This is a genomic window from Bacillus sp. FJAT-27225, assembly GCF_001685025.1.
In the GTDB taxonomy this organism is placed as follows: Bacteria; Bacillota; Bacilli; order Bacillales; family Cytobacillaceae; genus Bacillus_D.
Genome location: NZ_MAYU01000021.1, coordinates 597,373 through 621,616 on the forward strand (window position 1 = coordinate 597,373; position 24,244 = coordinate 621,616).

The following is a 24,244-nucleotide window of genomic DNA, read 5'->3' on the forward strand; positions in this document are numbered from 1 at the left end:
CTGTGATTAATCTGGCAAACAGCGTTTCGTGGAGTAATCTCAGCTTTGATAACTGCATTAATCAAGCAAACTAACTGCAGCCTATTTGTTAACTGCCTAGTGAGTGTCTGACCTATCAGATTTACGTATATAGGAGATACGGCTCTCCCTGTTTGATAAAAGCTTCTGTTTGTTCCTCGCATTGTTCCAGGAAATCCTGAGTTTTCCCATTCATTACTTGATCCCTTAAACGGTCCGTGCCAGCAAGCAGGTCAAACATGTATCGCTGATTTTCACCATATTGTACAAAGGCAAAGTCATTTGGATACATTTCCGCAATAATTTCAAGCAAAGTTAAGCCTGTCTTTAACGAATGAAGCTTCCTTCGGTCCACCACATGGAGCTGCACGCCTTCGCAAGCTGCTTCCTTATGCTTTTGGTAGGTAGGAATAAACGAAATCGGGCGTGCCAAAACTCCGGGCAGCTGTTTTTCATTGAAGGCTCTAGCCAAATGATAACCATCCATATAAGGAGCTCCGACATATTCAAACGGACGAGTTGTCCCCCTGCCCTCGGAAAGATTTGTACCTTCCACGAGGCATGTTCCTGGATACAGGGTGGCCATGTCAATGCCAGTCGTATTCGGTGAAGGCGGAATCCAAAACAGCTCGGTTTCATCGTAATAAAGCTTTCTTTCCCAGCCTTCCATCTCGATCACGGTAAGCTCGCAGTCAATCCCGAATTCATGCTTGTACAGCAGTGCAATTTCGCCAACTGTCATGCCATGCCTATTGGGAATTGGATAAAGGCCAACGAAAGACCGAAATTGCTCCTCCACTAAATTCCCTTCTACAGAACAACCTGAAATCGGATTGGGGCGGTCAAGGACCACAAACTGTTTTCCGTGTTCGGCACACGCCTCCATCATATAAGCCATTGTATAGATAAATGTATAATACCGCGCCCCAATGTCCTGCAGGTCGAAGACTACAACGTCAACGGGATCAAGCATCTCTTTGCCCGGCTTTTTTGATGCACCATACAAACTGTAAACCGGCAATCCCGTATACGGATCTATTGAAGACACGACTTTTTCTCCTTCTTTTGCACTGCCGCGTATTCCGTGTTCCGGTCCATACAGCGCGGTTAAATGAAGGTCAGGATGGCTATGGAATAGGTCAATCGTTGGAACGAGCCTTTGATTGACTCCTGTCATATTCGTGACGAGACCAAGTCTTTTTCCTGTAAATTTCCCAACATATTTTTCGAAAAATACATCAAGGCCAATCCTCACATTTGTACCTTCTTTCACATGTAGCAAGAAAGAGAGAGATAAAAACTCTCTCTTTCTACTAGCTTTATTCTTTTACTCCACCCAATGTCAGGCCTTTTACAAAATGGCGCTGGAATAAGATGAATACGATAATCATTGGAATGGATGCAATTGCCGCACCGCTCATCAGCAGTTTGAAGCTTGCCAGGTTGGCATCCTGCAATGTCTTTAACCCGACTGGGAGCGTGTAAAGGTTCGCATCATTCAAAACGATAATCGGCCATAGGAACGAATTCCACACGTTCATAAAGGTGAAAATCCCAAGGGCGGCCAAACCCGGTCTTGCCAATGGCAAAACGATACTCCAGAACGTTTTCCATTCACCGGCGCCGTCAATTCTTGCAGCATCCAAAAGCTCATCGGGAATCGAGTACATAAACTGCCTCATCAGAAACACGCCAAACACCATTGATAAGTCTGGAAAGATCAGCGCCCAGTGCGTGTCCATAATCCCCAGATTTTTTACCATCATGAACATTGGAACCAAGGTGACCTGCCCTGGAATCATCATTGTTCCGACGATGGCGTAAAAGATCAGGTTCCTCCCCGGAAACTGCTTTTTGGCGAGGACGTAGCCGGCCATTGAGTCGAACAGTAAAATCCCAACCGTTACAACAACAGCAATATATATGCTGTTTAAGAACCAACGTCCGATGCTATTTTTACTAAACAAAGTGGTAAAGCCGGAAAATGTGTCGTCGACAATCTGGTCCATGATTTCCCGGTGATAGGTTCCAGCCTTTTCATCCCCGGCCTTTTCTGCATCACGGGCCTTGCCCCAGTGCTCAAAATATTCCGGAATACCCATTGGATACATTTTTGGCGGATTCGAATCAACGTATGAAACAGGTTTCTTTAAATCTTCATCCTGATATTTGCTTAATTGTAAGGAAGTACTGAATACCCAATACAACGGCAGAAGGGAAACGACAGAAAAGACCAGAAGCAGAACATAAATGACCGCTTTATTTAATTTCATCATCTTGTTTCCCCTCCTAATCATCATTCCGAAGGACTCGGAATTGAATTACTGAAAAAATTAAAATTATAAAGAATAACACGATCGATTGTGCAGCGGCATATCCAAATTCAAAGTCCCTAAAGCCTGTTTTATAAATAAGATGGACGAGCGTTTCTGTGGACGTACCGGGCCCACCGCCAGTCATCATAATAATCTGAGTGAATACCTGGAATGACCCAATTGTACTTAGCAAAACCAAATACAGTGTCGTTGGCTTCAGCAACGGAATTGTGATTTGAAGCCATTTTTGCAAACTGCCTGCACCGTCAATGGTTGCAGCTTCGTATAATGAGTGCGAAATCGATCCCATTGCAGCCAGGTATAAAATAATGCCAACCCCAAATGGTATTAAACATTGCATAATAATCAGCGACCATAATGCTGTTGAAGTTTGCCCCAGCCAGTTAATCGGTTCTACCCCGAACCAGCTAAGAACATAGTTAAATAAACCGAAATCATGGTTATACATCCAGCGCCACACCATTGCCACAATAACCATTGACGTAACGGTTGGCAGATAAAAGGCTCCCCGGAAGAAGCTCTGAGACCATTTGTTAAGCGGATGAATGAGTGAAGCGATGACGAGTGCACTTATGACATTAAATGGTACGGTTACGACCGTAAATAGAAACGTGTTCCCTAAAGCATCGTAAAATGCGTCGCTTTTAAAAACTTTTATATAGTTGTCCAAGCCAGCCCATTCACTTCCAAAAATCTTATATTCCTGGAAGGATAAGACGAATGCCCATATCACCGGAATCACAATAAATGCTATAAACAGGATTAATTTTGGAAGTAAAAAAAGATAGGCGGTATAATTCTTTTTCATTTGGGTCAAAAGGGATGATTGTTTAGTGGCAACTTTTACATTAGCAGGTGTATGTGCCTGGTGAACGGGTTTCAAGTTAACTCCCCCAATCTTGATAAAAACCTGGGCTGTCCCATAAGGGGTCTGACCCCTTATGGGACAGCACCAGGCCGGTAACAACTTACTTCAGCAGCTCATCCACTTTCTTTTGAGCATCGTCCATTGCTTGTTTGGCTGTTTTTTCGCCATTGAATACAAGCTGCAGCTCTGTTTGGATAGCTTCATCAATCTTTTTCCATTCTGGGTGGCGTGGAAGCATCACAACTTGTGATGACATTTCCTGTGCACGAGCCATTTGTGGATTGTCTTTATATGGATCTTTATCAGCTGTGCTGATTCGTGCAGGGAATGTTCCATACTTCTGTGCCATTGTGAATTGTTCGTCAGTTGTATTGATAAACTTCATGAATTCGCCGACCATTTTCTTCTTGCCTTTATCTTCCTGATGGAACATCGTCCAGCCGCCTACACCGCCGATTGTAACGGGTTCGCCCGTTTTTCCAGTTGGATAGTTGGCAACTGCAAAGTTAGTTGGGTATTTACCTTGTGCCGCGCCAATTGCCCAAGTTGCCCAAGGCTGCATAGCAACTGTTCTTTGTTGTTCATTTGCCCAGGCTTGGAACGTGCCGCCAACGTCTGCTCCGCCTGAAGATTCAGGGGAAACTTTGTCTTTTAGTTTCAGGTCTGCAAGGCGTTGAATTGCGTCAACTGCTTCAGGGCTATTGAAAGTGAATTTCTTCATGTCCTTGCTTAATGGGCTGCCGCCATCAATATAGAAGAACGGCCATGCTTCATAGTATCCAGGCAAGATGTAAGTGGAAAAACCGAACACATCTGTCTTGCCATCGCCATCGCGGTCAAATGTCAATTTCTCGGCTGCATCCAGGAATTCATCCCAAGTCCACTCGCCGTTTGCCGGTGGCTCAACACCGCGCTCCTTGAATAAGTCAAGGTTCAAAAGCATTGTATGGACAGTCATTGAGTTAGGAACTCCATAGAGCTTGCCATCATATTTGTATGCGTCAAGAGCATTCGGATAAAAATCTTTTAGTTCATCTTTTGTATAAAGGTCATCAACTTGTTCGATAACACCCTGGTCGATTTGGTCGATGCTGACCGCGCTTCCGCTAATATCAACAGGTGCGATATCTGGCCAGGACTTTCCGGCAATCGATACACCAAGTTTGTTCGGAAGTTCAGCCCATGGAACTTGGACAAGCTCCACTTTAACGCCTTCATTCTCTGCTTCAAATTGCTTAATTTTCTCTTCCATCCAGTGGTATTTATTATCTTTATCATCTGGCCAGCGCGGACCGTCCCACACAGTGATGGTGCCTTTCCAATCTTTGCCGCTTTCTGTGCCCTTTGTATTGTCACTGCTGCATGCTGCCAAAGCTCCAATACTTAAACTAGCCGCAAGAAATAAGTTAAGCATTTTCTTCATTGGATTTCCCCCTAAATTTTTTTGAAAAATAAAGCTTCCATTGTGATCCCAGCAAGACATTCACCGATTATTTCCGGTCCTCGCCTCCTTTCCGTGTCCATCCTATGCAACCAAAGGATTCCTACCAGGCGATTTTCCCCATGATAACTGGATTTCTCGCCCCGGTAGCCGACGGCAAATTGTTGAATCGTTTCATCAAACACTGGTAACCCAGCAGGGCAAATACGGCAGCTTCCTTCGCATCACCTAGAATCCCAAGCTCGTCAGTGCTGCCTATCTTTATCGCTTGGGGCAGCTGGCTTCGCAATCGTGCCATTAAGGTACGGTTATGCCAGCCCCCGCCGCTGATAAATACTTCTTCAATTTTGTGGCTTTCTAGTAATCTGGAAATACCCGAGACAAGCGTCCGTGCTGTCAACTCAGTGATGGTGGCCAGTTTATCCTCAGCTGAAAGGCTTGTCTGTTCCCAGCATTTTCTTGCATACTCACTGCCAAACAATTCCCTGCCGGTACTTTTCGGCGCTGGTTGCTTGTAATAATCATGAGCAAGCAGTTCGGCGAGCCATTCTTCATCTATTGTTCCGCTTGCAGCAATACTGCCATTGTCATCGAATGTTTGCTTCCCGTTTGTGGCCCAGCCGGCAAAGGCATCGATGATCATATTGCCTGGGCCTGTATCAAATGCAAGGATGCTTTCATCACTGTTTTCAGGCGGCAGCACAGTGATGTTGGCGATCCCGCCAATGTTCACTAACACTCGGCCAGTTTCTTTTTGCTGAAATAACAGCTGATCGGCATAGGGCACCAATGGCGCGCCTTGCCCTCCGGCAGCCATGTCTCTCGTTCGAAAATCTCCGATGGTTGTGACGCCGGTACGTTCAGCAATTAAGCCGATGTCCCCAATTTGCAGAGTGGAAGCAACGGAATACCCTTCGATTTCGACGCGTTCAGGCTGGTGGAAAATCGTTTGTCCATGTGAACTGATTAGATTAATCTCATCAAGCGTCCGGTTTGCTTCTGATACGGCCTTTTTGGCAGCAGCCGCAAACAGCTCTCCAAGCAGCATATTCATATCCGAAATATCCTCAATACGTGCCTTGTTTGGGTCGCAAAGCTGTAAAATCCTTTCTCGTACCTTTTCTGAAAAAGGCAGAGTCGCAAAATGGAGAAGCTTCAATTGAATATTTTCGTTTTCTTCGGTAATCGAAACCAAAGCGGCATCAATTCCATCCAGAGAAGTTCCCGACATAAGCCCGACAACCAACGTTTCGGCCTTATCCTTATGCACGTTATTCACATTCCGGCCTCCTTTCGTCCAGCTAGTTACTTTTTAATGCACCGATTATTCAGTCTAGAGGTAAGCCCTTTTGTTGCGACAACTATTGTGGTATCGTCACTGGCAGCTTGCCTGTCACCACTGCCTGGCCGTATATGGCCTGAGCTGCGATTTTAAGTGCCGGATACGGAAATTCGTATGTGCAAATATAAGCATGGATATCAGGCAAATATGCTAAATCATAAGGGCTCCTCGTTGCCACCACAACAATTGGCACACCCGTGTCGTGCAGCTTTTCCACAAGTTTTACTTGGGCATCACCCGGCTTCGCGGTCAACGTGCCAATAATGATGAAATCAAAATCCTTGGCAACTTCAGCCGCCCGGTCGATTTCTTCAGCTGTTGCCGGGTTCGATAACTCCAATACATGCGCAAGAGGATCAAGTTCCTTAACGGCCTCTCCAAGGTGCATCGATGAATAGCGCTTATCTTCCACTTGCATCGTATACGTATTTTCGGAATAAACAACGAGCACTTTTTGTTTGCCAATTGTATTGAGCGGCAAAATTTCCTTGTTTTTCACAACGGTGATGCCCTGCTTATATATCACGTCCGCCAATTGTTCGTGCTCCTGGCAGCCAACGATAGAAGGAACAAGTGCATTTCCCACAAGGTTTAGATCATCCCAATGAATATACGTATCTTTTAATCTCTCGATACGTCCTGCAGCAGCATCAATGGTCTCCTTATCTATTTCACCCGCTTCAACTGCCCTAACAATCGCCTCAATTGTATCTTTCTGGAGGTTGTGGAGATGGGAAACCATTATTAAATCCACCCCTGCTTTGATTGCAGCTACACCACCTGCTGCTGTTCCAATTGTATTGGCGATTGCGTTCATCTCCATGCAATCCGTCGTAACAACCCCATCAAAGCCTAACTGTTCACGCAAAAGTCCGGTGATGACTTTTTTCGATAAAGTCGCAGGGACACCAGGTGTATCTTCAATCGCCGGAAAATACACATGGGCGGACATAATCGTATCGGCACCTTGTTTGATGTTTTCGGTAAAAGGCTTTAGCTCAACCTCTTGCAGCCTGTCGATACTATGGGAGATGACTGGAAGATCGAGATGTGAATCGACATTCGTATCCCCATGACCTGGAAAGTGCTTTAATGTCGTGATCACGCCGGCATCCTGCATGCCTTTCATCGCATGCTGGCCAAATAAGCTAACCTTGTCAGCCGATTCGCCGTAAGAACGTACTCCAATCACCGGGTTTTCGGGATTATTATTGACATCGAGCACTGGCGCCAGATTCCAGTTGATTCCAAGAGCTTTTAGTTCTTTTCCAGTCGCCAGGCCAACCCTGTAGGCATTTTCCGGGTTGCCGGTTGCTCCCAGCAGCATTGCACCAGGAAAGATGGTCGCTCCCTCGCCAAGCCGGCGGACGACTCCATTTTCTTGGTCGATGCAAATCAGAAGCGGCTGTTCATGCCCTGCTGCTCTTGCTTCCCTTTGTAGCTCGTTCGTCAAATTTAAAATTTCCTGAGGAGTGCCAATGTTTCGCCCAAAAAGGATAATGCCTCCCACATGGTGCTCCCTGATCAGTTCCTTAATTTCTTCGGAAGCGGTTGTTCCCTTAAAACCAACGACCAACAGCTGTCCGACTTTTTTGCGCAGTTCACTGCTTTTCAAGTTTTCGCGCCTCCTTTATAGGTCAAACCCGGGAATAGCCGGCCCTCTTCTAATATTCGCTCCCACAGGAAACTTTAATGTTTGGGCATAAGCAGTCCGGTTCAGGCAGCCTCTCATCGTTCCAAGCGCCTTATAATAATCGTAATAACGGAAATCCTTCGATTTCATGACAAACCTATATTGGCTAATTGCCTCGAGATATGTATCAAATTCATCACTGACATCAACATAAATATCCGGGATATAGCCCTCCATGTCCTCCCAATTCTCGCTATGGAACATCCTTGTTAAAGAATGGGGCGGCAGTCCATCCAAATCAAAGCCTGGAAGGGCAGCTTTTAACCATGCAGCTTGAACAATTTTGGGGCAAAGGGCATGGTCGGGATGCATACTGTTTTCCCAATGTGTGATAACAGCATTTGGCTTTAGTTTTCTGAACCAGGTTGCCACACGGGAAATGGTTTCATCGTCATCCTTTAATTCCGCATCTTTATAATCAAGGGTAATGCTTTTCGCGCCAAGAACAGCAGCAGCCTTCTCTGCTTCATTTATTTTTTGCTGGCGATATTCCTCAACGCCTATTCCTGCAGGTGTGCCTTTTTCCCCGGCTGTTAAATGCAATAACGTGACTTCGTGTCCTGCTTTTGCATATTTATGGGCGATCGCGCCGGCCTGGAGTTCTACATCACCGCAATGGGCGCCCACCAGCATAATGTGAAATTTCTTGTCCACGTTATCTCCCCCTGGTCAATTGAAATGTGACCGAATGATTGTGTGCAGCCTCGGCCGCAAGCGAAGAATAGGATATTTCCGGCCAAAGTGCACCCGATTTGTCAGTAAAATAACATACAGCCTGATCTCTGGATCAAACCAGATGCTAGTTCCGGTAAAACCAGTATGTCCGTAGGCTGAATCAGAGAAAAGGTCGCCACAGCTGGAATTGTTCGGGCTTTTTAAAACCCAGCCCAGCCCCCTGAACTCCTTGCTAAACGCTGAAAAATTCTTACGGGCAAGCTGCAGTGATTGTTTTGATAAAAGGCGTTCTCCTTTGAAAACGCCATCATTTTCAAGCATTGAAGCATAGTTTGCCAGATCTTTGATGGTCGAAAATAAACCTGCATGGCCGCTAATTCCACCCATGCTTTCTGTATTGTCATCATGAACAATTCCAAGCTTATAACCGTTTAACTTGTCACTGAATTCTGTAGCTGCATACCGTGACCTCTTCAAACCTTGGAAGAAACCCTGTTTCATTCATCTCGAGCCTGTCGAACCATTCACGCTTCACATACGCTTCAAACGGTTCTTCTGTTACGGTTTCGATTAATCTATAGAGTGTAATAAATCCCAGGTCGCTATAAATCACCTCTTCGCCAACGCCGGCCACTGGCTGGTCACAATATATCCGTTCCAAAATTTGTTCGGTTGTTAAGTTTTCGTAAAAATAGTTATAATGTGCGGCAAGCCCTGACGTATGGGTTAACAGGTTTTTAAATGTAATTTCCGATTTTCCGTGCTTGCCGAACTCAGGGAGGAAATAGGCAACCTTATCGTCCAGATGCCATTTTCCTTCTTCCATCAGCTTCAGCACAATCGGCAAGGTCGCAACCACTTTTGTTAACGAAGCCAAATCGAAAACCGTATTCAACTGCATCGGTTCCTTTTTTGGAAAAACAACCCGGTTTCCTATCGCTTTTTGAAGGATGGTCCCCCCTTGATGGGAAATATGAATCACTGCTCCGGGGATATGCCCCTCGTCTATTTCCTGCTGTAGGAAATGGAGAACTCGCCTTTCCATAATGGGTTACTGCCCTTCTTTCGCAAGTTCGATTGCCCGCCGTGTAAACCCATTGGCAAGTCCAATGACTTCATTTGCCTTCTCGACGGAAACTCCGCCCATTAGCATGACAATTGCCGGCTTTACACGTTGATTGGTTTCTTTAAGCGCTTTTTCTGCCTCTTCATACGGAACGCCTGTTATTTCCATGACAATTTGCTTCGCTCTTTCCACTAACTTTATATTGCTGGCATTCACATCAACCATCAGGTTGTCATAAATTTTTCCAAGCTTAATCATCGTAGTGGTCGACAGCATATTTAAAATCATCTTTTGGGCGGTTGCCGCCTTTAATCGTGTCGAGCCTGACAAAATTTCCGGACCTGTTACAACTTCAATTTTATGGTCGGCATATTTGCTGATTTCAGCATTTTGATTGCAGGCTAACGCTATCGTTGCTGCCCCGAGCTTGCGGGCATGCTCCAGCGCGCCAATTACATAAGGTGTCCGTCCGCTTGCAGCAATACCAACCACTACATCGTTTTCGTTGAAGCCCCTGTTCACAAGATCCTTCGCGCCATCTTCCGGACAGTCCTCGGCTCCTTCAACTGCTGTAAACATAGCGGATTCTCCTCCGGCGATAATGGCCTGGACTAGCTCCGGCGGCGTACAGAAGGTCGGCGGGCATTCCGCTGCATCCAGGACTCCAAGCCTTCCACTCGTACCCGCACCAACATAAAACAACCGGCCATTATTTTTTAAAGCGTGATAAATGACTTCAATCGCCGTTCCGATCTGCGGCAGCACGGCTTCAATCGCATCGGCAACATTGCTGTCTTCCTTATTCATAAGGGTTATTATTTCAAGCGTAGAAAGCTGGTCGATATTCCGCGACCGCTCATTTCGCTGCTCTGTCGTTAATGCTGTAAAATTGACATTCACATAGGACACGCCTTTCCAAGTTGCAGATTTTTAATTACATATAGTGCTAGAAGCATTACAAGTCTTTATAAAATTGCTGATACTGTTTCCATGTTTTGAAACCGAGCTTGCCGTAAAATTCATTTAATCCGGTCCAATCAATAATGATTCGATTGATCTTTCTTTCCCTTAAATAGCAGACGGCCGCTTCAACAACCGCTAATCCATATCCATTCTTTCTTTCCAGCCGATCTATTCCCAGCGGGCCTATTCCGCCCAACGGTTCCTTAAACAGGGGAGCCCAATAGACATTCTGGGCAATAAACGGTGAATCGGGGTCATTAATCCTGCAGAAGCCAATAATCTCCCCTGCTTTTTTTATTATCACAAACTCTCTTCCAGTGCCGCCCCTCCTGAAATAATGAATCGCTTCATATTCCCATCTGCCGGGAAAACAACGATGCAGGAAAGAAAGCAGCTGTTCCTTTTCACCCTTTGCCAGAAGCGAAATCTCGATGTCTGCTTGCTTTGGCATGGCGGTTTTATGATCGGATTGGTAATCGCAGATTAAATCGGCCTCGATACTGGCTGCCACATAGCCTTTTTGTTCAAACCATTGTTTCGTATTTTCAAAGGTTGTAGGTATACCGGGAAAATAATGATAGGGATCCCGGCCCAACATCACCTTCTTGCAGTTGTTGTCCTTAAGAGCCATTTCACCCTTTTCCAATAAAGCGCTTCCAATTCCCTGCTGCCGAAAAGAAGATTTCACAAGCAACGCCTGAATCCAGCCAGTTTGTTTATTCATCGGTACAGAAAGTTTCTCTCTCCATGTTTTTGAGACAATAAAACCTGCCACCTGATGCTTTTCATCAAGTGCTATCCATGATCCTTCCGGCAGGATGTTTTCATCATCAAAGCTGTTTTGTGTAAAAAGTTCCCTGGTCATAGGGAATTCGGAGCCAATTTCGGAGTTCCATAACTCGACTAATTGTGATACCCTTCCTCTATCCCACGGTATGTATTTCACTCAGGGCACCCCCCTTTTCCTCACAGCATTTCCGTCCATCTCGTTAAGATAGCTCCATTATATCAAGCTCAAAGAAAATGTGAAATAAAAATTCAAAACTACCATACATTTTTGTACTATTATTTCAAACTCTGTTCATATTTTCTACAAAACTTTTATTAATCGATTGATTACTGCCTGCAAATCCGGCAATAACCGCCCCGCCGACAGGCTCAATTTCCGGTTTCATCAGCTGAACACGAACATTCAATTGAAGCAATTTTGTTTGGAGGATGGGGACAAGCAGGTCTTCCCGATTAAACACACCGCCCGCCAAGACCACCGGAATCGGTTTGTTAGATTCCTTAAATAACGTATTTCTTATACATTCAATTGCTTTCGCGAGTTTGAAGCTGGCATCGTGCACGATTTGGCTGGCAACTTCATCGTGTTCATCCAGGGCTGCTGTAACGTATTTGCTTAGCGGAGCAATCGCATTTCTCGATTTTCCTGCTTCATAAATGAATGGAATGAGTTCAGGTGGTTCCTGAACCTGAAAATGTCCAAGTAGCATGTTTGTAAGGATCGTTTTCGGCCCCCTGCCATCGTACGCTTTAAAAACAGCATTCACTGCTGCCCTTCCGATGTCATATCCGCTGCCTTCATCATCAACCAAGTAGCCCCAGCCGCCCGCTCTCTGCCTTTCTCCATCGGCATTTATGCCAAATGTGATCGAGCCCGTCCCTGCTATTTGGACGATGCCCGGGATACCCAATGTTCCTGAATACAAAGCATTCATTGCATCATTATCAACGATGATCCTCGCTTTGGAAGGTATAAAGCAGGCAAGCAGCTTCTTCATTGCCTCTCTCGATTCAGGGCGATCCACTCCTGACATTCCTGCAAAAACGGTATCGAGCATTAAAAATATCTTTTCATTTTGATTCCTTAATGAAGCAAATAAGACGAACAGCTCTTTTTTCACACTGTCCAACTCCACACCATTATGATTGGTCGCTCCAACTGTCTCACTTGCATATACGTTTCCAAACCGGTCGGCAATAACTCCCTTTGTCTTCGTTCCACCGCCATCAATTCCAAGTACATACATGAACATAGCCCCCACGACAAATTCTTTTTACACTTCCCATTATAAAATATTAAAATTATATTTCAATTGGTTTATTAAACTTTTAAAATATAATTTTAAAATGTCCACTGAAATAAAATTTCACTATTATTCTAAATAATTGAAATAAAATATTGACTAGACTTGTTTATAGTCCCTATAATTTAAGTGTCTTGGAAAATAAATTACTAGAAGGGGGGAGAAATGGTAGATCGTTGTTAGCCACTTTCCATTTTTTTGAAAGCGCTGTCACTTGAACTACAAATTGAGGAGGATAAAATGTTTACTAAACAAGTAAGGAAATTCATTAGTGTATTGTCTATTACCTTTATTATATCGGGACTCTTTTTTAGCTTCTTTTCCGGCCAGTCAACTGCTTCCGCCGCAAAACCTCAAATGACTTTTACAGAAAAGATTATGGCCAAGGATACGGCAAACCGGACCTTGGAATTGGAATATCAAGGCAAACTAAAGCTTGCTGAAGAATACAAAGTCTCTCAATGGGTAGATGGTAAGCAGTATATAAAATCCCTCAGCGATGTTCGGGTTGGGGCTGAAAATATTACTGTTAAAGTAAATGGTGAACAGGAAATTATTAAAGTCACAATCAACGGAGTGACGCCTGTGGAAAACATGCGAGTTGGCATTATGACAACCAACTTTGCCACAATGGACCACAGCCAAATTCAGTTGAGCTCGCCTACTGGTCTAAAAATTGCGGACAAGCTGGGAGAACAAACCTACGAGTCTGCTGCCAATGAAATTGTTACGTTTACATCGACTGATGGAACAGTTTCGGTTGTGAAGGCAGATGGAACTGAAGCATTCTCTACTAAAAATAGAGTCTATATTTCTACCGATGAATCTAGCAAAATTAAGGTAGAAACGATTAAAAGAGGAAGTCCGCTTTATACCCCTGCTTACAGAGGCACCTTCGAACTTACGTCTGTAAAAGGAAATAAGCTTCAGTTGATCAACGAGGTAGATTTAGAGGAGTATCTATACCAAGTGGTACCGAGCGAAATGCCATCAAGCTTTGGTTTGAATGCCCTCAAAGCTCAGGCTGTTGCAGCGAGAACGTATGCATTGGGTGATTACTTGAGTGACCGCTTTGCGAAGGACGGCTATTTTGTCCTCGATAGTGTCATGAGCCAGGTATATAACAACTCGCCTGAAAATGCCCTGACGACGCAGGCTGTTCAGGAAACAGCAGGCAAAATTATGTATGGCGTCGATGGCAGCCTGGTAGATGCACGCTATTATTCCACTTCCGGCGGATTTGGTGCTTCCAAGCATCAGGTTTGGGCAGATGCTGATGGCTCCTTCCCTGGACAAGTTGTTCCTTACCTTGTTTCGCAAAGCTTTACGTTCGATCCAAATGACTCAACAAAGATGCTAAACATTGATACACAAAACGAACAGGAAGTCCTTGATTTTTACAAAAACCTGAGCTACAGGGGCTATGATGATACATCCCTATATTTCAGGTGGAAAATCACTCTTACCAAAACTGAACTGCAAAACACAATCAATAAAAATTTAGCTCCGCGGTATGCTGCCGATCCGAAATTCGTTTTAACAAAAAATGAAGCTGGCGAGTTCGTAAGCAAGCCGATTCCAGCTCAAGGTATTGGCGAATTCAGAGATATGTATGTTACGAAGCGCGGCGATGGCGGCAATATTATGGAACTTGTTATTGAAGGTTCTACCGGAACATACAAGATTTTAAAAGAGTACAACATTCGCTTCACAATCCGTCCGAATAGAGCAGATACAGGCAGTGCAAATGATATTATTATCTATCGCGCCGCTGGAGGCAGCACAGACTATACAAATACAGCATTAAAAAATGGTTCGATTCTCAATTCGGCATTCTTCAGCTTTGAAAAGGATGACGAAAAAGTTGTCTTCTACGGCGGCGGAAATGGCCACGGTGCCGGAATGAGCCAATACGGAGCTTCCCAGCTTGGATTAGCTGGAGTGAGTTATGACAAAATCCTCACTTCCTACTATCCAAATATGAATCTTACAGATGTATCAGTCGTTGGGGCCCCTACACCTAGAGGGAATAACGCTAAATAAGGTGGTATGAAAAGAGAAGGTCGCGCCGACCTTCTCTTTTTGTTGTCATGGGATAACTTGTCTTTTTGTGAACAATCAATTCTTGCAGGGTTAATCTTCGGGTGCTCAAGGACATTTCGCTGTTACAGAATTGTGAATATGTCCTTAAGCACTCGTCCCCAGTTTGACTGCTTTCCCCATTTCTCTACAATAATCAACCTTACACTGCCGGCTGACCGGTGTGTCCCGAAAACCTGAAAATCTGTCCTGAATCGTTTGGGAAATGTCCTGTATTTTTGAAAATCTGTCATGTATTTTGAAAAAGTTGTCCTGCAAAGAAATTAGCGGCCTTCATGTTCCGATTGTTGAAACACCCTACCAAGGACATTTCGCTATTCCTGAAATACGAAAGAATACAAACAAACGTAAAAGGAAAATACTAGTAGTACTACTGTTTTCTTTATACTTACCTAGTCAGTCTCCGAGTACTGCTAGTGAAAAGTGGCTAATTTTTATATGCGGGTGGCAAAAAAGTGTGGCCCCTGGGATATAGTCCTTCTAGTACTACTCTGAGTATTACTATTTTTTCCCGAGGAATAACTAGTCAGTCTCCGAGTACTGCTAGTGAAAAGTGGCTAATTTTTATTTGCGGGTGGTAAAAAAGTGTAGCTCCTGGGATATAGTCCGTCTAGTACTACTCTGAGTATTACTATTTTTTCCCGAGGAATAACTAGTGAGTCTCCGAGTACTGCTAGTGAAAAGTTGCTAATTTTAATATGCGGGTGGCAAAAAAATGCAGCCCCTGGGATATAGTCCTTCTAGCACTACTACTTCTTCTTAAATAACACCTAGTCAGTCTCCAAGTACTGCTAGTAAAAAATGGCCAAATCGATAAAGGTGATACTCATGGAAGGTATGCTTGTCCCTGTTACAAGAACAGCGGTAAGTTTTATTGTGTTGGTGCTGGTTACCCTGGTTGTTGGCAAGCACATCAATACGCACAAAAATCACTATAGCTTTGCATTGTCAATTACAATCGGATCGTTTATTGCCAACATGAGCTTTGACATAAAGTTGAAGTTCTCAGAAACGGTCATTTCCTTCTTTGTGCTTATTTTGATGTTTTACATTTGCATGGTCCTATCTTCACGAAGCCGGCAAATCCGGAAATGGCTATCTGGCCGGCCGACCGTCCTGATTGAAAATGGAAAAATCCTTGATAAAAACATGAAAAAGGTAAAGTTCTCAATAGATGATCTCAACCAATTGCTACGGGAAAAGGGAATTTTTAATACCTTTGAAGTGGCCTATGCAATCCTGGAAGTTAGCGGGGATTTGTCCGTCTTAAAAAAGAATCCTTTTCAGAACGTATCAAAACAGGATCTTCACGTTCCTAATTCCTCAGAAAGGCTGCCAATTGAATTAATTATGGATGGGGAAATTATTGCAAAGAACTCAACAGGCCTGTACAACCGCAACTGGATTGAGGCGGAATGCAAAAACAGGAATTTACGGGTTGAAGAGATATATTATGCTGTCGTCAATAGCCATGGTAACCTGTTTGTAGATAAATATGAGGATAATCTAATTGCTCCAACCGATGTAGAGTGACCAAGCCCCCCTATTTTCTCTCCAATCCATTTTTCTGTGTCAAGACGGTTGGGGTAAGGTAAAGTAATAAAATTCCGTGAGAGGAAACTTTACAGTAAAGTTACACCCTCTCACAGAAAAGGGAGGACGTTCCGGAAATAGTAACCCACCTCTAGCTGTCGACCGATTATTTAATTTTACTCGTGGAAATTTCCTCTTGCTTTGTTTCAAAAGGGTATAAATAAACCATAATCTATAACGATGATTTTGTTATCGTGTGTTAACGCGACATTTCGAGGCATTAAATCGACTGGAACAATAAAGTGGAGTAAAAACTTCTGTGTTAGTTGGCCAATTTTTTGGAGGTTTTCCAAATTCACCGCCATTTTCCGATCCATCTTCTTCATAACAATCCAACCTAGCCCCAGTTCGATAACAGGACAGAGGTGTTGCTTAATATCCGGATGGGCGTAGTGGTAAAGATGGAATTCGTTTGCATTACTAGCCAAGCCAATAAATGAAAGTGGAACTTTCAAGACATATCCATTCCCCAGATCATAGACAATTCGGTTCAAACCACTTCCAATTACAGCATAGGGGAAATTTAGAGTTCGCTGAGCTATTTTCGCTCTTTGCATAGGGGTATATAGGATGTATTTTCCCAAATGACCGATCCACGTTTGAATCGATTGGATTTCAATTCTCTTTATAAATTGACTCTCTTCCAATTGTAAATTATCTCTTTCCATAGCTGTGTCAGCCATTTCTTTCCCCCCTTTCATACGGTATCTGTCACTCCACTGAAGTTTTTTCTTGCCTCAAGCTGCATTGACAATCCACCCCTGGGTCTTAGAGTAATCGATGGATACGGAATGGCTGGCCGGTGGTCATCCCCAATATTCACTTTGAAAGAGCGGGAAATGGTAGCGAGGACGAGGACGGCCTCCATCATTGCAAAATGGTTGCCGATGCAAACTCTGGGGCCTCCGCCAAAAGGAAAGAAAGCGAACTGGGGAATCGTTTTGAGGAAATTGTTTTCGAACCGTTCTGGCCGAAACGCCTCTGGATCATGAAAATATTTATCCTTACGGTGCATTACATATTGAGATACCAAAATGGTGTCTCCCTTTTTAAATTGGTACCCGCCTATTTCAACATCTTCGTCCACCTCACGGCCAATAATATAGGCAGGTGGATAGATTCGCAATGACTCCCAAACTACATTTTGAGTGTATGGCAATTTCATAAAGTCCTCTGGAGTTGGGTTTCGGCCGCCAATGACCCGATCAATTTCATCAAAGAGTTTCTGTTGGACCGCCGGGTGCTTCGAGAGCAAGTAAAGGGCCCAGGATAATGCATTGGCAGTGGTTTCATGTCCTGCAAGGAAGATAGTCATCACTTCATCCCGCACCTGTTCATCTGTCATGCCATTTCCATCCTCGGCATCACGGGCGTCCATTAAAATACCCAGCATGTCTTCATGCTTTTCTGGATCAGTCCGTCTATTTTCGATAATGCCAAAAAGGATTTCATTTATCTTAACAAGTGCCCCTTTATGCTCACGATTCGTTTTTGTAGGGATCCATAAAGGAAGTTTCAGCAGTGCCCTCCACCTTTTAACAGCGACTCCCATTACGGTATCAAACGGCTTTCCAAGTATACTGGAGCCTTCCTTAAACTCCAAATTAAACATCGTTTTTGCAATGATACCAAGTGTAATGTCCATCATATCCTGTGTAATGACCCGCTTCTCTCCGTCTCTCCATTTGGATATATAATCGCTAGTAATAGCAATCATATCGATGCCATAATTAGAGATATGCGACCTTTTGAAAGCAGGCTGAATCAGCCTCCTCTGGTGCAAATGGGTCTCCTTCTCGCTTGTCAGCAAACCTTCTCCAAGCAACGTCTTCAGTTCAGCAAATTCCCGGGACTTCACGAAGTTTTTATGTTTTGTAACAAGTACTTCCTTAATCATTTCAGGTTCGGAAATCAAATACACATTCTGAAAAGGCGAGAAACGAATTTTAACAACGTCTCCAAAGTCCGAAGCCTTTTTTAAAAACTTGAGTGGGTCTTTCCGAAATTCTTTGCTATGTCCTCCAATCAGCTTTCCCCCTGGGAGAAGCCGAATGTTCTTAACTGTTTCTAAATCACTCATCTTAAGTACTCCTCTCATCCATAATCGTTAGAATCATTCTATGCCGATAATGGTGAATAGCTTGTACGTTAGCTGAATATTAAGAGGCACTTAGTATTTAAAATACAACCTTTCTGAGCAATGTTTTCTAAAAAAGATTTGCTAAAAGATTATTGAAGGCAGATTATTCGAAATTATTCTAAAATAATAGTTACAATAAATATGTATACATGTACACTAACCGGTTAGTAGTGAAATTCAAAAAGCAAGGAGGATTACGATAGTATGGCACAAAAAACAGCAGTCATTACAGGCTCAGGCCAAGGAATCGGGAAAGCATTGGCAGAACGTTTAGCAAGCGAAGGATTTGCGATCGTGTTAAGTGACCTAAACGAAAAAACTGTACAGGAAACCGAGGCAGAACTGAAAGAAAAAGGATATAAGGTTACTTCATTTGTTGGGAATGTTACAAATCCGGAGGACCAACAGGCACTTGTTCAACACGCTGTCGATACGTTCGGAAGTGTAGATGTTTTTATCAATAATGCTGGTGTGGAAGGCCAAGTTGCACCTCTTACAAAAGTGGAACCGAAATCCGTTGATTTTGCTTTAGATGTTAACGTTAAAGGTGTCATTTAGGTATTCAGGCAGCTGCGAATCAAATGATTAAACAAGGAACTGGCGGTAAAATTATCAATGCTTGCTCAATCGCTGGCCAGGAAGGTTTCGAAATGCTCGGAGTATACTCGGCAACTAAATTTGCTGTAAAAGGTTTAACTCAAACTGCAGCGAAGGAACTTGCACAACATAAGATTACCGTTAACTCCTACTGCCCTGGCATCGTCGGAACTAGTATGTGGGAACGCTTGGATGAAAAAATGATGGAACATATGGGGACGAAAAAAGGCGAAGCATTTGAGAAATTCACTCAAGGCATTGCACTTGGCCGCGCTCAAACTCCAGAAGATGTCGCGAATCTTGTATCATTCCTGGCATCACCAAACTCTGATTACATCACGGGACAAAATATCCTGACTGATGGCGGCATGGTGTTCAATTAATCTATAATGATAGTGAAAAAGCCTAATTTTTCCGTGGAGGAATTAGGCTTTCCTTTCATTTTTCGAGATTAGGCCCCATACGATCTGTCGTTCTGTCTATCTGTTTTCTTTCGAATCCGGATGAAGATGATTCCTATAAAAGCTAGGAGCCCAATAAGCGTACCAGGCAGCAAAACCTTTAAATTTTCAGCTTCCTCGTTCGGTGTTTTTGGCGAAGCCAGCTTAGCAGTCTTCCTTTCTTTTTTCTTGAAGTTCTCCAATTTAAGCGACGTAATAAGCTTTTGATCGTCTCCGAATATTTCCAGCGTTCCCTCGTCATTCATTTTCATAGTCACGGCCATGCCAACAGGCTGGGAAAAGTACACGTCCCTCGTCGTTTTATATTCTCCAATCTCCATTGGAATGGCCGTTCCCTGAGGAATAAGAGTTGTCTTAAAATTCCCAAATGCATAATCGAGCAAAGCCTTCGTATCATTGTAGGCATCTCTCTGTGAAGCTCCTTCCAATGTTACAACAATGATACTCATACCGGCTCGGTCAGCAGCTGTCACTAGCGTATGGCCAGATTCGTCAACATAGCCTGTTTTCCCGCCAGTAACTCCGTCATAAGGTTTCTCCCTCATTAATTTATGATGCGTATATAATGTGGTTTGCCACGACTGGCCCTGCCACTTGAGCTCCTTCGTACCAAAAATCCTTCTAAACTCCTCATTTTTCAATGCATATTGAGTGATCATTGCTAAATCCCTTGCCGAGGTTTGATGATTGGGGTCAAACAGGCCATGCGGGTTTTGAAAAATGGTTTCCTCTGTGCCAATCTGCTTTACATATTCATTCAAATTTTTGGCAAACTGTTCGATTGAACCATCAAGATGCTCGGCTATAGCGACGCCGGCATCATTTCCGGAATTAATCAGCAGCCCTTCGATCAGCTTTCTTAGTGGAACCTGTTCCCCCTCCTCAAGATAGACGCGGGTTCCCTCAACCTCCCTCGCCTTCTTGCTCACGGTTACTGTATCATCCAGGTTTCCGGTTTCAATTGCATAAATCGCCGTAGCAACTTTAGTCAGGCTTGCCGGGTATTTTCTTTCTCTAGCATTTTTTTCAAAAAGAATCTCGCCGCTTTTCGTATCCAACACAATCGCGGCACCGCTATGGATTACTGGAATTTCAGCAGCACTCGCTTCACAGACAGACCAATTTTGCATAAAAAGGAGAAAAACAATTATAAATAATACTCTTCGCATACCTCACCTGCCAACTTATCAATTTATACACTCCTAAAGTAATAGTACTATTTAACCACAAACATGAAAATAGTAAAAACTAATTTATGAATCAGCATTTTTACATCTTATTTAATGAAAGTTTCATTATGTCTGCTAAGCAAACAAAAAAATCTCCCAAAACGCAGGAGATTTTTTATGGGTTTGAAGGGAGTTAGCTCCACATCGGTACCCTTTTATTTTTGAATGGTGAAGCGACGTCTTAACTTTCTGTTAATACTGAGGTAAAAATACAAATAGTATCGTGAAAATTATTTCTGCTTTAAGTATACTCTCACTTCATATGGCTTTAAGCGAATGATGCTATCCTGTTTTCCGTCAGCCTGGTAGTTAGTTAAGAGCAATTTTGCACCATGTACATTATAATCACTTTCAAGATTTACCTCTTGAGGTGTGGCGGAAAAGTTACCGATATAAAGTAAACTTTCCTGCTCATACTTTCGTTCATATATATAGACTTCTTCCAATTCTTCCAACAGCGGTTTGTAGTCGCCATAAACAAAAACAGGATGGCTTTTTCTTAAGCTTATTAGTTTTTTATAAAAGTAAAAAATAGAATTCTGATCCTTTAGGGCTTGTTCAACATTAATATCCTTGTAATTCGGATTTACCTTTATCCATGGGCTTCCGTTTGTAAAACCGGCATTGAGACTGGAATCCCATTGCATTGGAGTACGGCTGTTATCCCTGCTTAGCGGCTGGAGAAGCTTAAGTGCATCTTCCGGTTTCAGACCGCCCGCTGTCAATTCCATATACCGGTTCTTCATGGCGATATCCTCATAATCGTCTATCTTTTCAAAGCGGACACCAGTCATGCCAATTTCCTCACCTTGATAAATATAAGGCATGCCAGGCAAAGTATGAAGCATGGCAGCAAAAAGCTTTGCCGACTCTACTCGGTATTCCTGATCATTGCCGTATCTTGTTACCAGGCGGGTGTGATCATGGTTGTTCAGGAATTGTGAATTCCAGCCTTTCCCCCACAACCCTTGATACCAGCGTTTTTGAATGTCTTTAAACCGCTTCAAATCCCACTCCGGCATTTCGTCACAAACTTCGAAATGGAAAAGGCTATTCAACTCACCCCGGCTTTCATCCACATAGTTCACCCCTTCTTCAGGCGAAACAAATGCCACTTCCCCGACTGTCAAGGCATCAAACTGGCTGAAAACCTCCCTGTTCATTTCCTGCAAATAATCATGGACACCAGGATTATTTGCCAGATAGTTAATTTGTTCAGGTACTTCAGCATCCGGGAACCCAGCAGGTTTTGCCAGGAGGGCGATGGCATCAAGCCGGAACCCATCAATCCCCTTTTTTAGCCAAAAGTGCATCATTCTATAAACCGCTACGCGGAGCTCCTTATTTCCCCAGTTCAAATCAGGCTGCTCTACCGCAAAGGAGTGGAAGTAGTATTGTTCCGTATTAGAATCATATTCCCATGCAGAAGGCCAGAAGTAGGAACGCCAATTATTAGGAGGGTCGCCATCCTTCCCATCCTTCCAAATATACCAGTCCCGTTTAGGATTATCCTTGCTGGATTTTGATTCAATAAACCATGGATGCTGATTGGAAGTGTGATTGACAACCAGGTCCATAATGATTTTGAGTCCCCTCTTTTTCGCCTCGGCAAGCAATTCATCAAAATCCTCCATTGTACCCGCCTTGGGCATAATAGAGTAGTAATCGGAAATATCATAGCCATTATCTTTGTCAGGTGATACATAAAACGGATTTATCCAGATAACATCTACACCGAGGGTTTTGATATAATCTAGCTTTTCAATGACACCGCGCAAATCTCCATATCCATCACCGTCTGTATCGAGGAAGCTTCGCCAGTAGACTTGATAAACGACGCTTTCCTTCCACCACGTTTTCATCATTTCATTTCCCCCTAATAACGAAAGGAGGCATCGCTGCCCCCTTTCAGTGTCTTACTTGGTTAACTTATAAACCCTTGCTTCATAAGGCTTTAGCTGCAATTTTTCAATTGGTTGATTTGTAGCTGCTTCATAGTTTGATATGAGCAGCTCTTTAGCAGAGTACGAAATGCTCTCAGGCAGGACAAAATCAGGTGTTTCCTGACTGAAATTGCAAATCACCAAAAGCTGTTCATCTCCGAGAGTCCTAGTGAAAGCATAAATCTGTTCATCATCTTCAAGGATGATATCGTACGTTCCATAGACAATGATTTCATTCTGTTTTCTGAGCTGAATCAATTTTTGATAATAATAGAAGATAGAGTCTTTGTCTTCGAGAGCCGCTTCGACATTAATCTCTTTATAGTTCGGATTGACATTGATCCAAGGCGTTCCTTCAGTAAAGCCTGCATTCTCACTACTATCCCATTGGATTGGGGTTCGTGCATTATCCCTGCTTCTTTCATGGATTCCCTGGAATATTTCCTCATGTGACAGGAAGTCCGGAGTCAAATCCCGATACGCATTCAATGTCTCAATGTCGCGATATTCTTCAATTGAATTGAACTTTACGTTTGTCATCCCGATTTCTTCGCCTTGGTAAATATAAGGCGAACCTTGCATCATATGAAGGCAGGTGGCAAGCATTTTACCGGAAATCACCCGATATTCATCCGAATCATTGCCCCATCGGGAAATGGCCCGCGGCTGGTCGTGGTTGCTCCAGTACAAGCTATTCCAGCCGTCGTTTTCGAGGCCTTTTTGCCATTTGGTAAAAATCTTTTTCAAATCGGTCAGTTTCCATTCCTTTGGATCCCATTTTCCATACTTTCCATCGCCAAGCCCAACATGCTCAAAATGGAAAACCATATTCAGTTCTTTTCTTGACTCGCCTGTATATAGCTTTCCTTGCTCAATGGTTACTCCGGGCATTTCACCTACTGTGATGGTGTCGTAGCCGCTTAAGGCCTCGCGGTTCATTTCCTGGAGGAATTCATGAATTCTTGGACCGTTCATGTAATACTTGTTGCCGTTCCCATAAGGAAGTCCATTTTCAACTTCACCCTCAGGGTAATCGGTATCCTTGGAGATGAAATTAATGACATCCATCCGGAAACCATCTACACCTTTATCAAGCCAAAAACGCATCATCTCATACACTTCCTGCCTTAGGACAGGATTCTCCCAATTCAAGTCTGGCTGTTTTTTACTAAAAAGGTGCAAGTAGTATTCATCAGTCTGCTCGTCATATTCCCAGACACTTCCCCCAAATGCGGCGCCCCAGTTGGTTGGCGGCTGCCCATCTTTTCCTTTTTTCCAAATATAATAATCCCGGTAAGGGTTATCCTTGGATGATTTGGATTGCTTAAACCATTCGTGTTCATCGCTTGAGTGGTTCACAACAAGGTCCATCATAATTTTGATTCCGTTTTTATGGGCCTCTTCAAGCATCCGATCAAAGTCTTCCATTGTGCCGAAGTCATCCATGATATTCCGATAGTCCGAAATATCATATCCATTATCATCATTTGGTGACTTGTAAACAGGAGAAAGCCAAATAACATCGATACCCAATTTCCTCAAGTACGGTAATTTCTCGGTAATTCCGTTCAAATCACCTACTCCATCGCCATTCGAATCGTTGAAACTTCGTGGATAAATTTGATAAATAACACTTTCTTTCCACCAATTCTTTTGCAAAAAGACCACTCCGTTCTTATCAATTTT

Annotated in this window: 19 protein-coding genes and 1 pseudogene; 3 read left to right on the forward strand and 17 right to left on the reverse strand. The window is 43.4% G+C overall.

What is annotated here, in order from left to right; all coding sequences use genetic code 11:
- Positions 1 to 121: 121 nt before the first annotated feature.
- The 12 genes from A8F94_RS14825 to A8F94_RS14875 all read right to left on the reverse strand — a co-directional run bounded on the left by A8F94_RS14825 (position 122) and on the right by A8F94_RS14875 (position 12,438).
- A complete protein-coding gene (locus A8F94_RS14825) occupies positions 122 to 1,273 on the reverse strand; it encodes an exo-beta-N-acetylmuramidase NamZ family protein (RefSeq protein ID WP_066201988.1) in 1,152 nt (383 codons plus the stop codon).
- Between the two features lie 64 nt (positions 1,274 to 1,337).
- On the reverse strand, positions 1,338 to 2,294 hold the full coding sequence (locus tag A8F94_RS14830) for a carbohydrate ABC transporter permease (RefSeq protein WP_139070098.1): 957 nt from the start codon (positions 2,292 to 2,294) through the stop codon (positions 1,338 to 1,340).
- A 13-nt stretch (positions 2,295 to 2,307) separates the two neighbouring features.
- On the reverse strand, positions 2,308 to 3,237 hold the full coding sequence (locus A8F94_RS14835; RefSeq protein ID WP_066201990.1) for a carbohydrate ABC transporter permease: 930 nt from the start codon (positions 3,235 to 3,237) through the stop codon (positions 2,308 to 2,310).
- Between the two features lie 85 nt (positions 3,238 to 3,322).
- Positions 3,323 to 4,645, reverse strand: a complete 1,323-nt coding sequence (locus A8F94_RS14840; protein WP_066201992.1) for an ABC transporter substrate-binding protein — start codon at positions 4,643 to 4,645, stop codon at positions 3,323 to 3,325.
- Between the two features lie 121 nt (positions 4,646 to 4,766).
- Positions 4,767 to 5,942 carry an anhydro-N-acetylmuramic acid kinase gene (locus A8F94_RS14845; protein WP_254660864.1) on the reverse strand — a complete coding sequence of 392 codons (1,176 nt, stop codon included), beginning with the start codon at positions 5,940 to 5,942 and terminating at the stop codon, positions 4,767 to 4,769.
- Between the two features lie 82 nt (positions 5,943 to 6,024).
- Positions 6,025 to 7,620 carry a beta-N-acetylhexosaminidase gene (nagZ, locus tag A8F94_RS14850; RefSeq protein ID WP_066201993.1) on the reverse strand — a complete coding sequence of 532 codons (1,596 nt, stop codon included), beginning with the start codon at positions 7,618 to 7,620 and terminating at the stop codon, positions 6,025 to 6,027.
- A gap of 15 nt (positions 7,621 to 7,635) precedes the next feature.
- Positions 7,636 to 8,352, reverse strand: a complete 717-nt coding sequence (locus A8F94_RS14855) for a PIG-L deacetylase family protein (protein ID WP_066201995.1) — start codon at positions 8,350 to 8,352, stop codon at positions 7,636 to 7,638.
- A gap of 15 nt (positions 8,353 to 8,367) precedes the next feature.
- On the reverse strand, positions 8,368 to 8,850 hold the full coding sequence (locus tag A8F94_RS26205) for a serine hydrolase domain-containing protein (RefSeq protein ID WP_254660865.1): 483 nt from the start codon (positions 8,848 to 8,850) through the stop codon (positions 8,368 to 8,370).
- Entirely contained in the window at positions 8,813 to 9,418 is a 606-nt protein-coding gene (locus A8F94_RS26210) for a serine hydrolase domain-containing protein (protein WP_254660866.1), read from the reverse strand. The genes A8F94_RS26205 and A8F94_RS26210 overlap by 38 nt, the downstream gene beginning before the upstream one ends.
- A 6-nt stretch (positions 9,419 to 9,424) precedes the next feature.
- Positions 9,425 to 10,339 carry an N-acetylmuramic acid 6-phosphate etherase gene (gene murQ / locus A8F94_RS14865; protein WP_066201996.1) on the reverse strand — a complete coding sequence of 305 codons (915 nt, stop codon included), beginning with the start codon at positions 10,337 to 10,339 and terminating at the stop codon, positions 9,425 to 9,427.
- 55 nt (positions 10,340 to 10,394) lie between these two features.
- Complete coding sequence (locus A8F94_RS14870; protein WP_066201997.1) at positions 10,395 to 11,348, reverse strand: GNAT family N-acetyltransferase; 954 nt, start codon at positions 11,346 to 11,348, stop codon at positions 10,395 to 10,397.
- 124 nt (positions 11,349 to 11,472) lie between these two features.
- Positions 11,473 to 12,438, reverse strand: coding sequence for an N-acetylglucosamine kinase (locus tag A8F94_RS14875; protein WP_066201999.1), 966 nt, complete (start codon positions 12,436 to 12,438; stop codon positions 11,473 to 11,475).
- Positions 12,439 to 12,735: 297 nt separating this feature from the next.
- Between A8F94_RS14875 and A8F94_RS14880 the strand changes: the two genes are divergently transcribed.
- Together A8F94_RS14880 and A8F94_RS14885 are read left to right on the forward strand one after the other, a co-directional pair.
- Positions 12,736 to 14,538: a SpoIID/LytB domain-containing protein gene (locus A8F94_RS14880; RefSeq protein WP_066202000.1), complete on the forward strand. Its 1,803-nt coding sequence runs from the start codon at positions 12,736 to 12,738 to the stop codon at positions 14,536 to 14,538.
- Between the two features lie 885 nt (positions 14,539 to 15,423).
- A complete protein-coding gene (locus A8F94_RS14885) occupies positions 15,424 to 16,128 on the forward strand; it encodes a DUF421 domain-containing protein (RefSeq protein ID WP_066202001.1) in 705 nt (234 codons plus the stop codon).
- A gap of 206 nt (positions 16,129 to 16,334) precedes the next feature.
- Here the strand turns inward: A8F94_RS14885 and A8F94_RS14890 are convergent, their stop codons facing one another.
- Together A8F94_RS14890 and A8F94_RS14895 are read right to left on the reverse strand one after the other, a co-directional pair.
- On the reverse strand, positions 16,335 to 16,871 hold the full coding sequence (locus A8F94_RS14890) for a hypothetical protein (RefSeq protein ID WP_077247733.1): 537 nt from the start codon (positions 16,869 to 16,871) through the stop codon (positions 16,335 to 16,337).
- 14 nt (positions 16,872 to 16,885) lie between these two features.
- Positions 16,886 to 18,268 carry a cytochrome P450 gene (locus tag A8F94_RS14895; RefSeq protein WP_066202003.1) on the reverse strand — a complete coding sequence of 461 codons (1,383 nt, stop codon included), beginning with the start codon at positions 18,266 to 18,268 and terminating at the stop codon, positions 16,886 to 16,888.
- Positions 18,269 to 18,532: 264 nt separating this feature from the next.
- On the opposite strand from A8F94_RS14895, the pseudogene A8F94_RS14900 reads away from it, so the two are divergent.
- Positions 18,533 to 19,308 (forward strand): annotated as a pseudogene (locus A8F94_RS14900) (acetoin reductase).
- A 68-nt stretch (positions 19,309 to 19,376) separates the two neighbouring features.
- Here the strand turns inward: A8F94_RS14900 and A8F94_RS14905 are convergent.
- From A8F94_RS14905 to A8F94_RS14915, 3 genes are all read right to left on the reverse strand, one after another.
- Complete coding sequence (locus A8F94_RS14905; RefSeq protein WP_066202005.1) at positions 19,377 to 20,555, reverse strand: D-alanyl-D-alanine carboxypeptidase family protein; 1,179 nt, start codon at positions 20,553 to 20,555, stop codon at positions 19,377 to 19,379.
- Between the two features lie 290 nt (positions 20,556 to 20,845).
- Complete coding sequence (locus A8F94_RS14910) at positions 20,846 to 22,480, reverse strand: glycoside hydrolase family 13 protein (RefSeq protein WP_066202007.1); 1,635 nt, start codon at positions 22,478 to 22,480, stop codon at positions 20,846 to 20,848.
- A gap of 51 nt (positions 22,481 to 22,531) precedes the next feature.
- The gene (locus tag A8F94_RS14915) at positions 22,532 to 24,217 is read right to left on the reverse strand and encodes a glycoside hydrolase family 13 protein (protein ID WP_066202463.1); all 1,686 of its coding nucleotides are present in this window, start codon (positions 24,215 to 24,217) and stop codon (positions 22,532 to 22,534) included.
- Between the last annotated feature and the right edge of the window lie 27 nt (positions 24,218 to 24,244).

Excerpts from the sequence above, each read along its gene's own strand:
- A8F94_RS14830 (WP_139070098.1), bottom strand. The coding sequence starts at position 2,294 with ATGATGAAATTAAATAAAGCGGTCATTTATGTTCTGCTTCTGGTCTTT.
- A8F94_RS14840 (WP_066201992.1), bottom strand. The coding sequence starts at position 4,645 with ATGAAGAAAATGCTTAACTTATTTCTTGCGGCTAGTTTAAGTATTGGA.
- A8F94_RS26210 (WP_254660866.1), bottom strand. The coding sequence starts at position 9,418 with ATGGAAAGGCGAGTTCTCCATTTCCTACAGCAGGAAATAGACGAGGGG.
- A8F94_RS14875 (WP_066201999.1), bottom strand. The coding sequence starts at position 12,438 with ATGTATGTACTTGGAATTGATGGCGGTGGAACGAAGACAAAGGGAGTT.
- A8F94_RS14880 (WP_066202000.1), top strand. The coding sequence starts at position 12,736 with ATGTTTACTAAACAAGTAAGGAAATTCATTAGTGTATTGTCTATTACC.
- A8F94_RS14885 (WP_066202001.1), top strand. The coding sequence starts at position 15,424 with ATGGAAGGTATGCTTGTCCCTGTTACAAGAACAGCGGTAAGTTTTATT.
- A8F94_RS14890 (WP_077247733.1), bottom strand. The coding sequence starts at position 16,871 with ATGGCTGACACAGCTATGGAAAGAGATAATTTACAATTGGAAGAGAGT.
- A8F94_RS14895 (WP_066202003.1), bottom strand. The coding sequence starts at position 18,268 with ATGAGTGATTTAGAAACAGTTAAGAACATTCGGCTTCTCCCAGGGGGA.
- A8F94_RS14905 (WP_066202005.1), bottom strand. The coding sequence starts at position 20,555 with ATGCGAAGAGTATTATTTATAATTGTTTTTCTCCTTTTTATGCAAAAT.
- A8F94_RS14910 (WP_066202007.1), bottom strand. The coding sequence starts at position 22,480 with ATGATGAAAACGTGGTGGAAGGAAAGCGTCGTTTATCAAGTCTACTGG.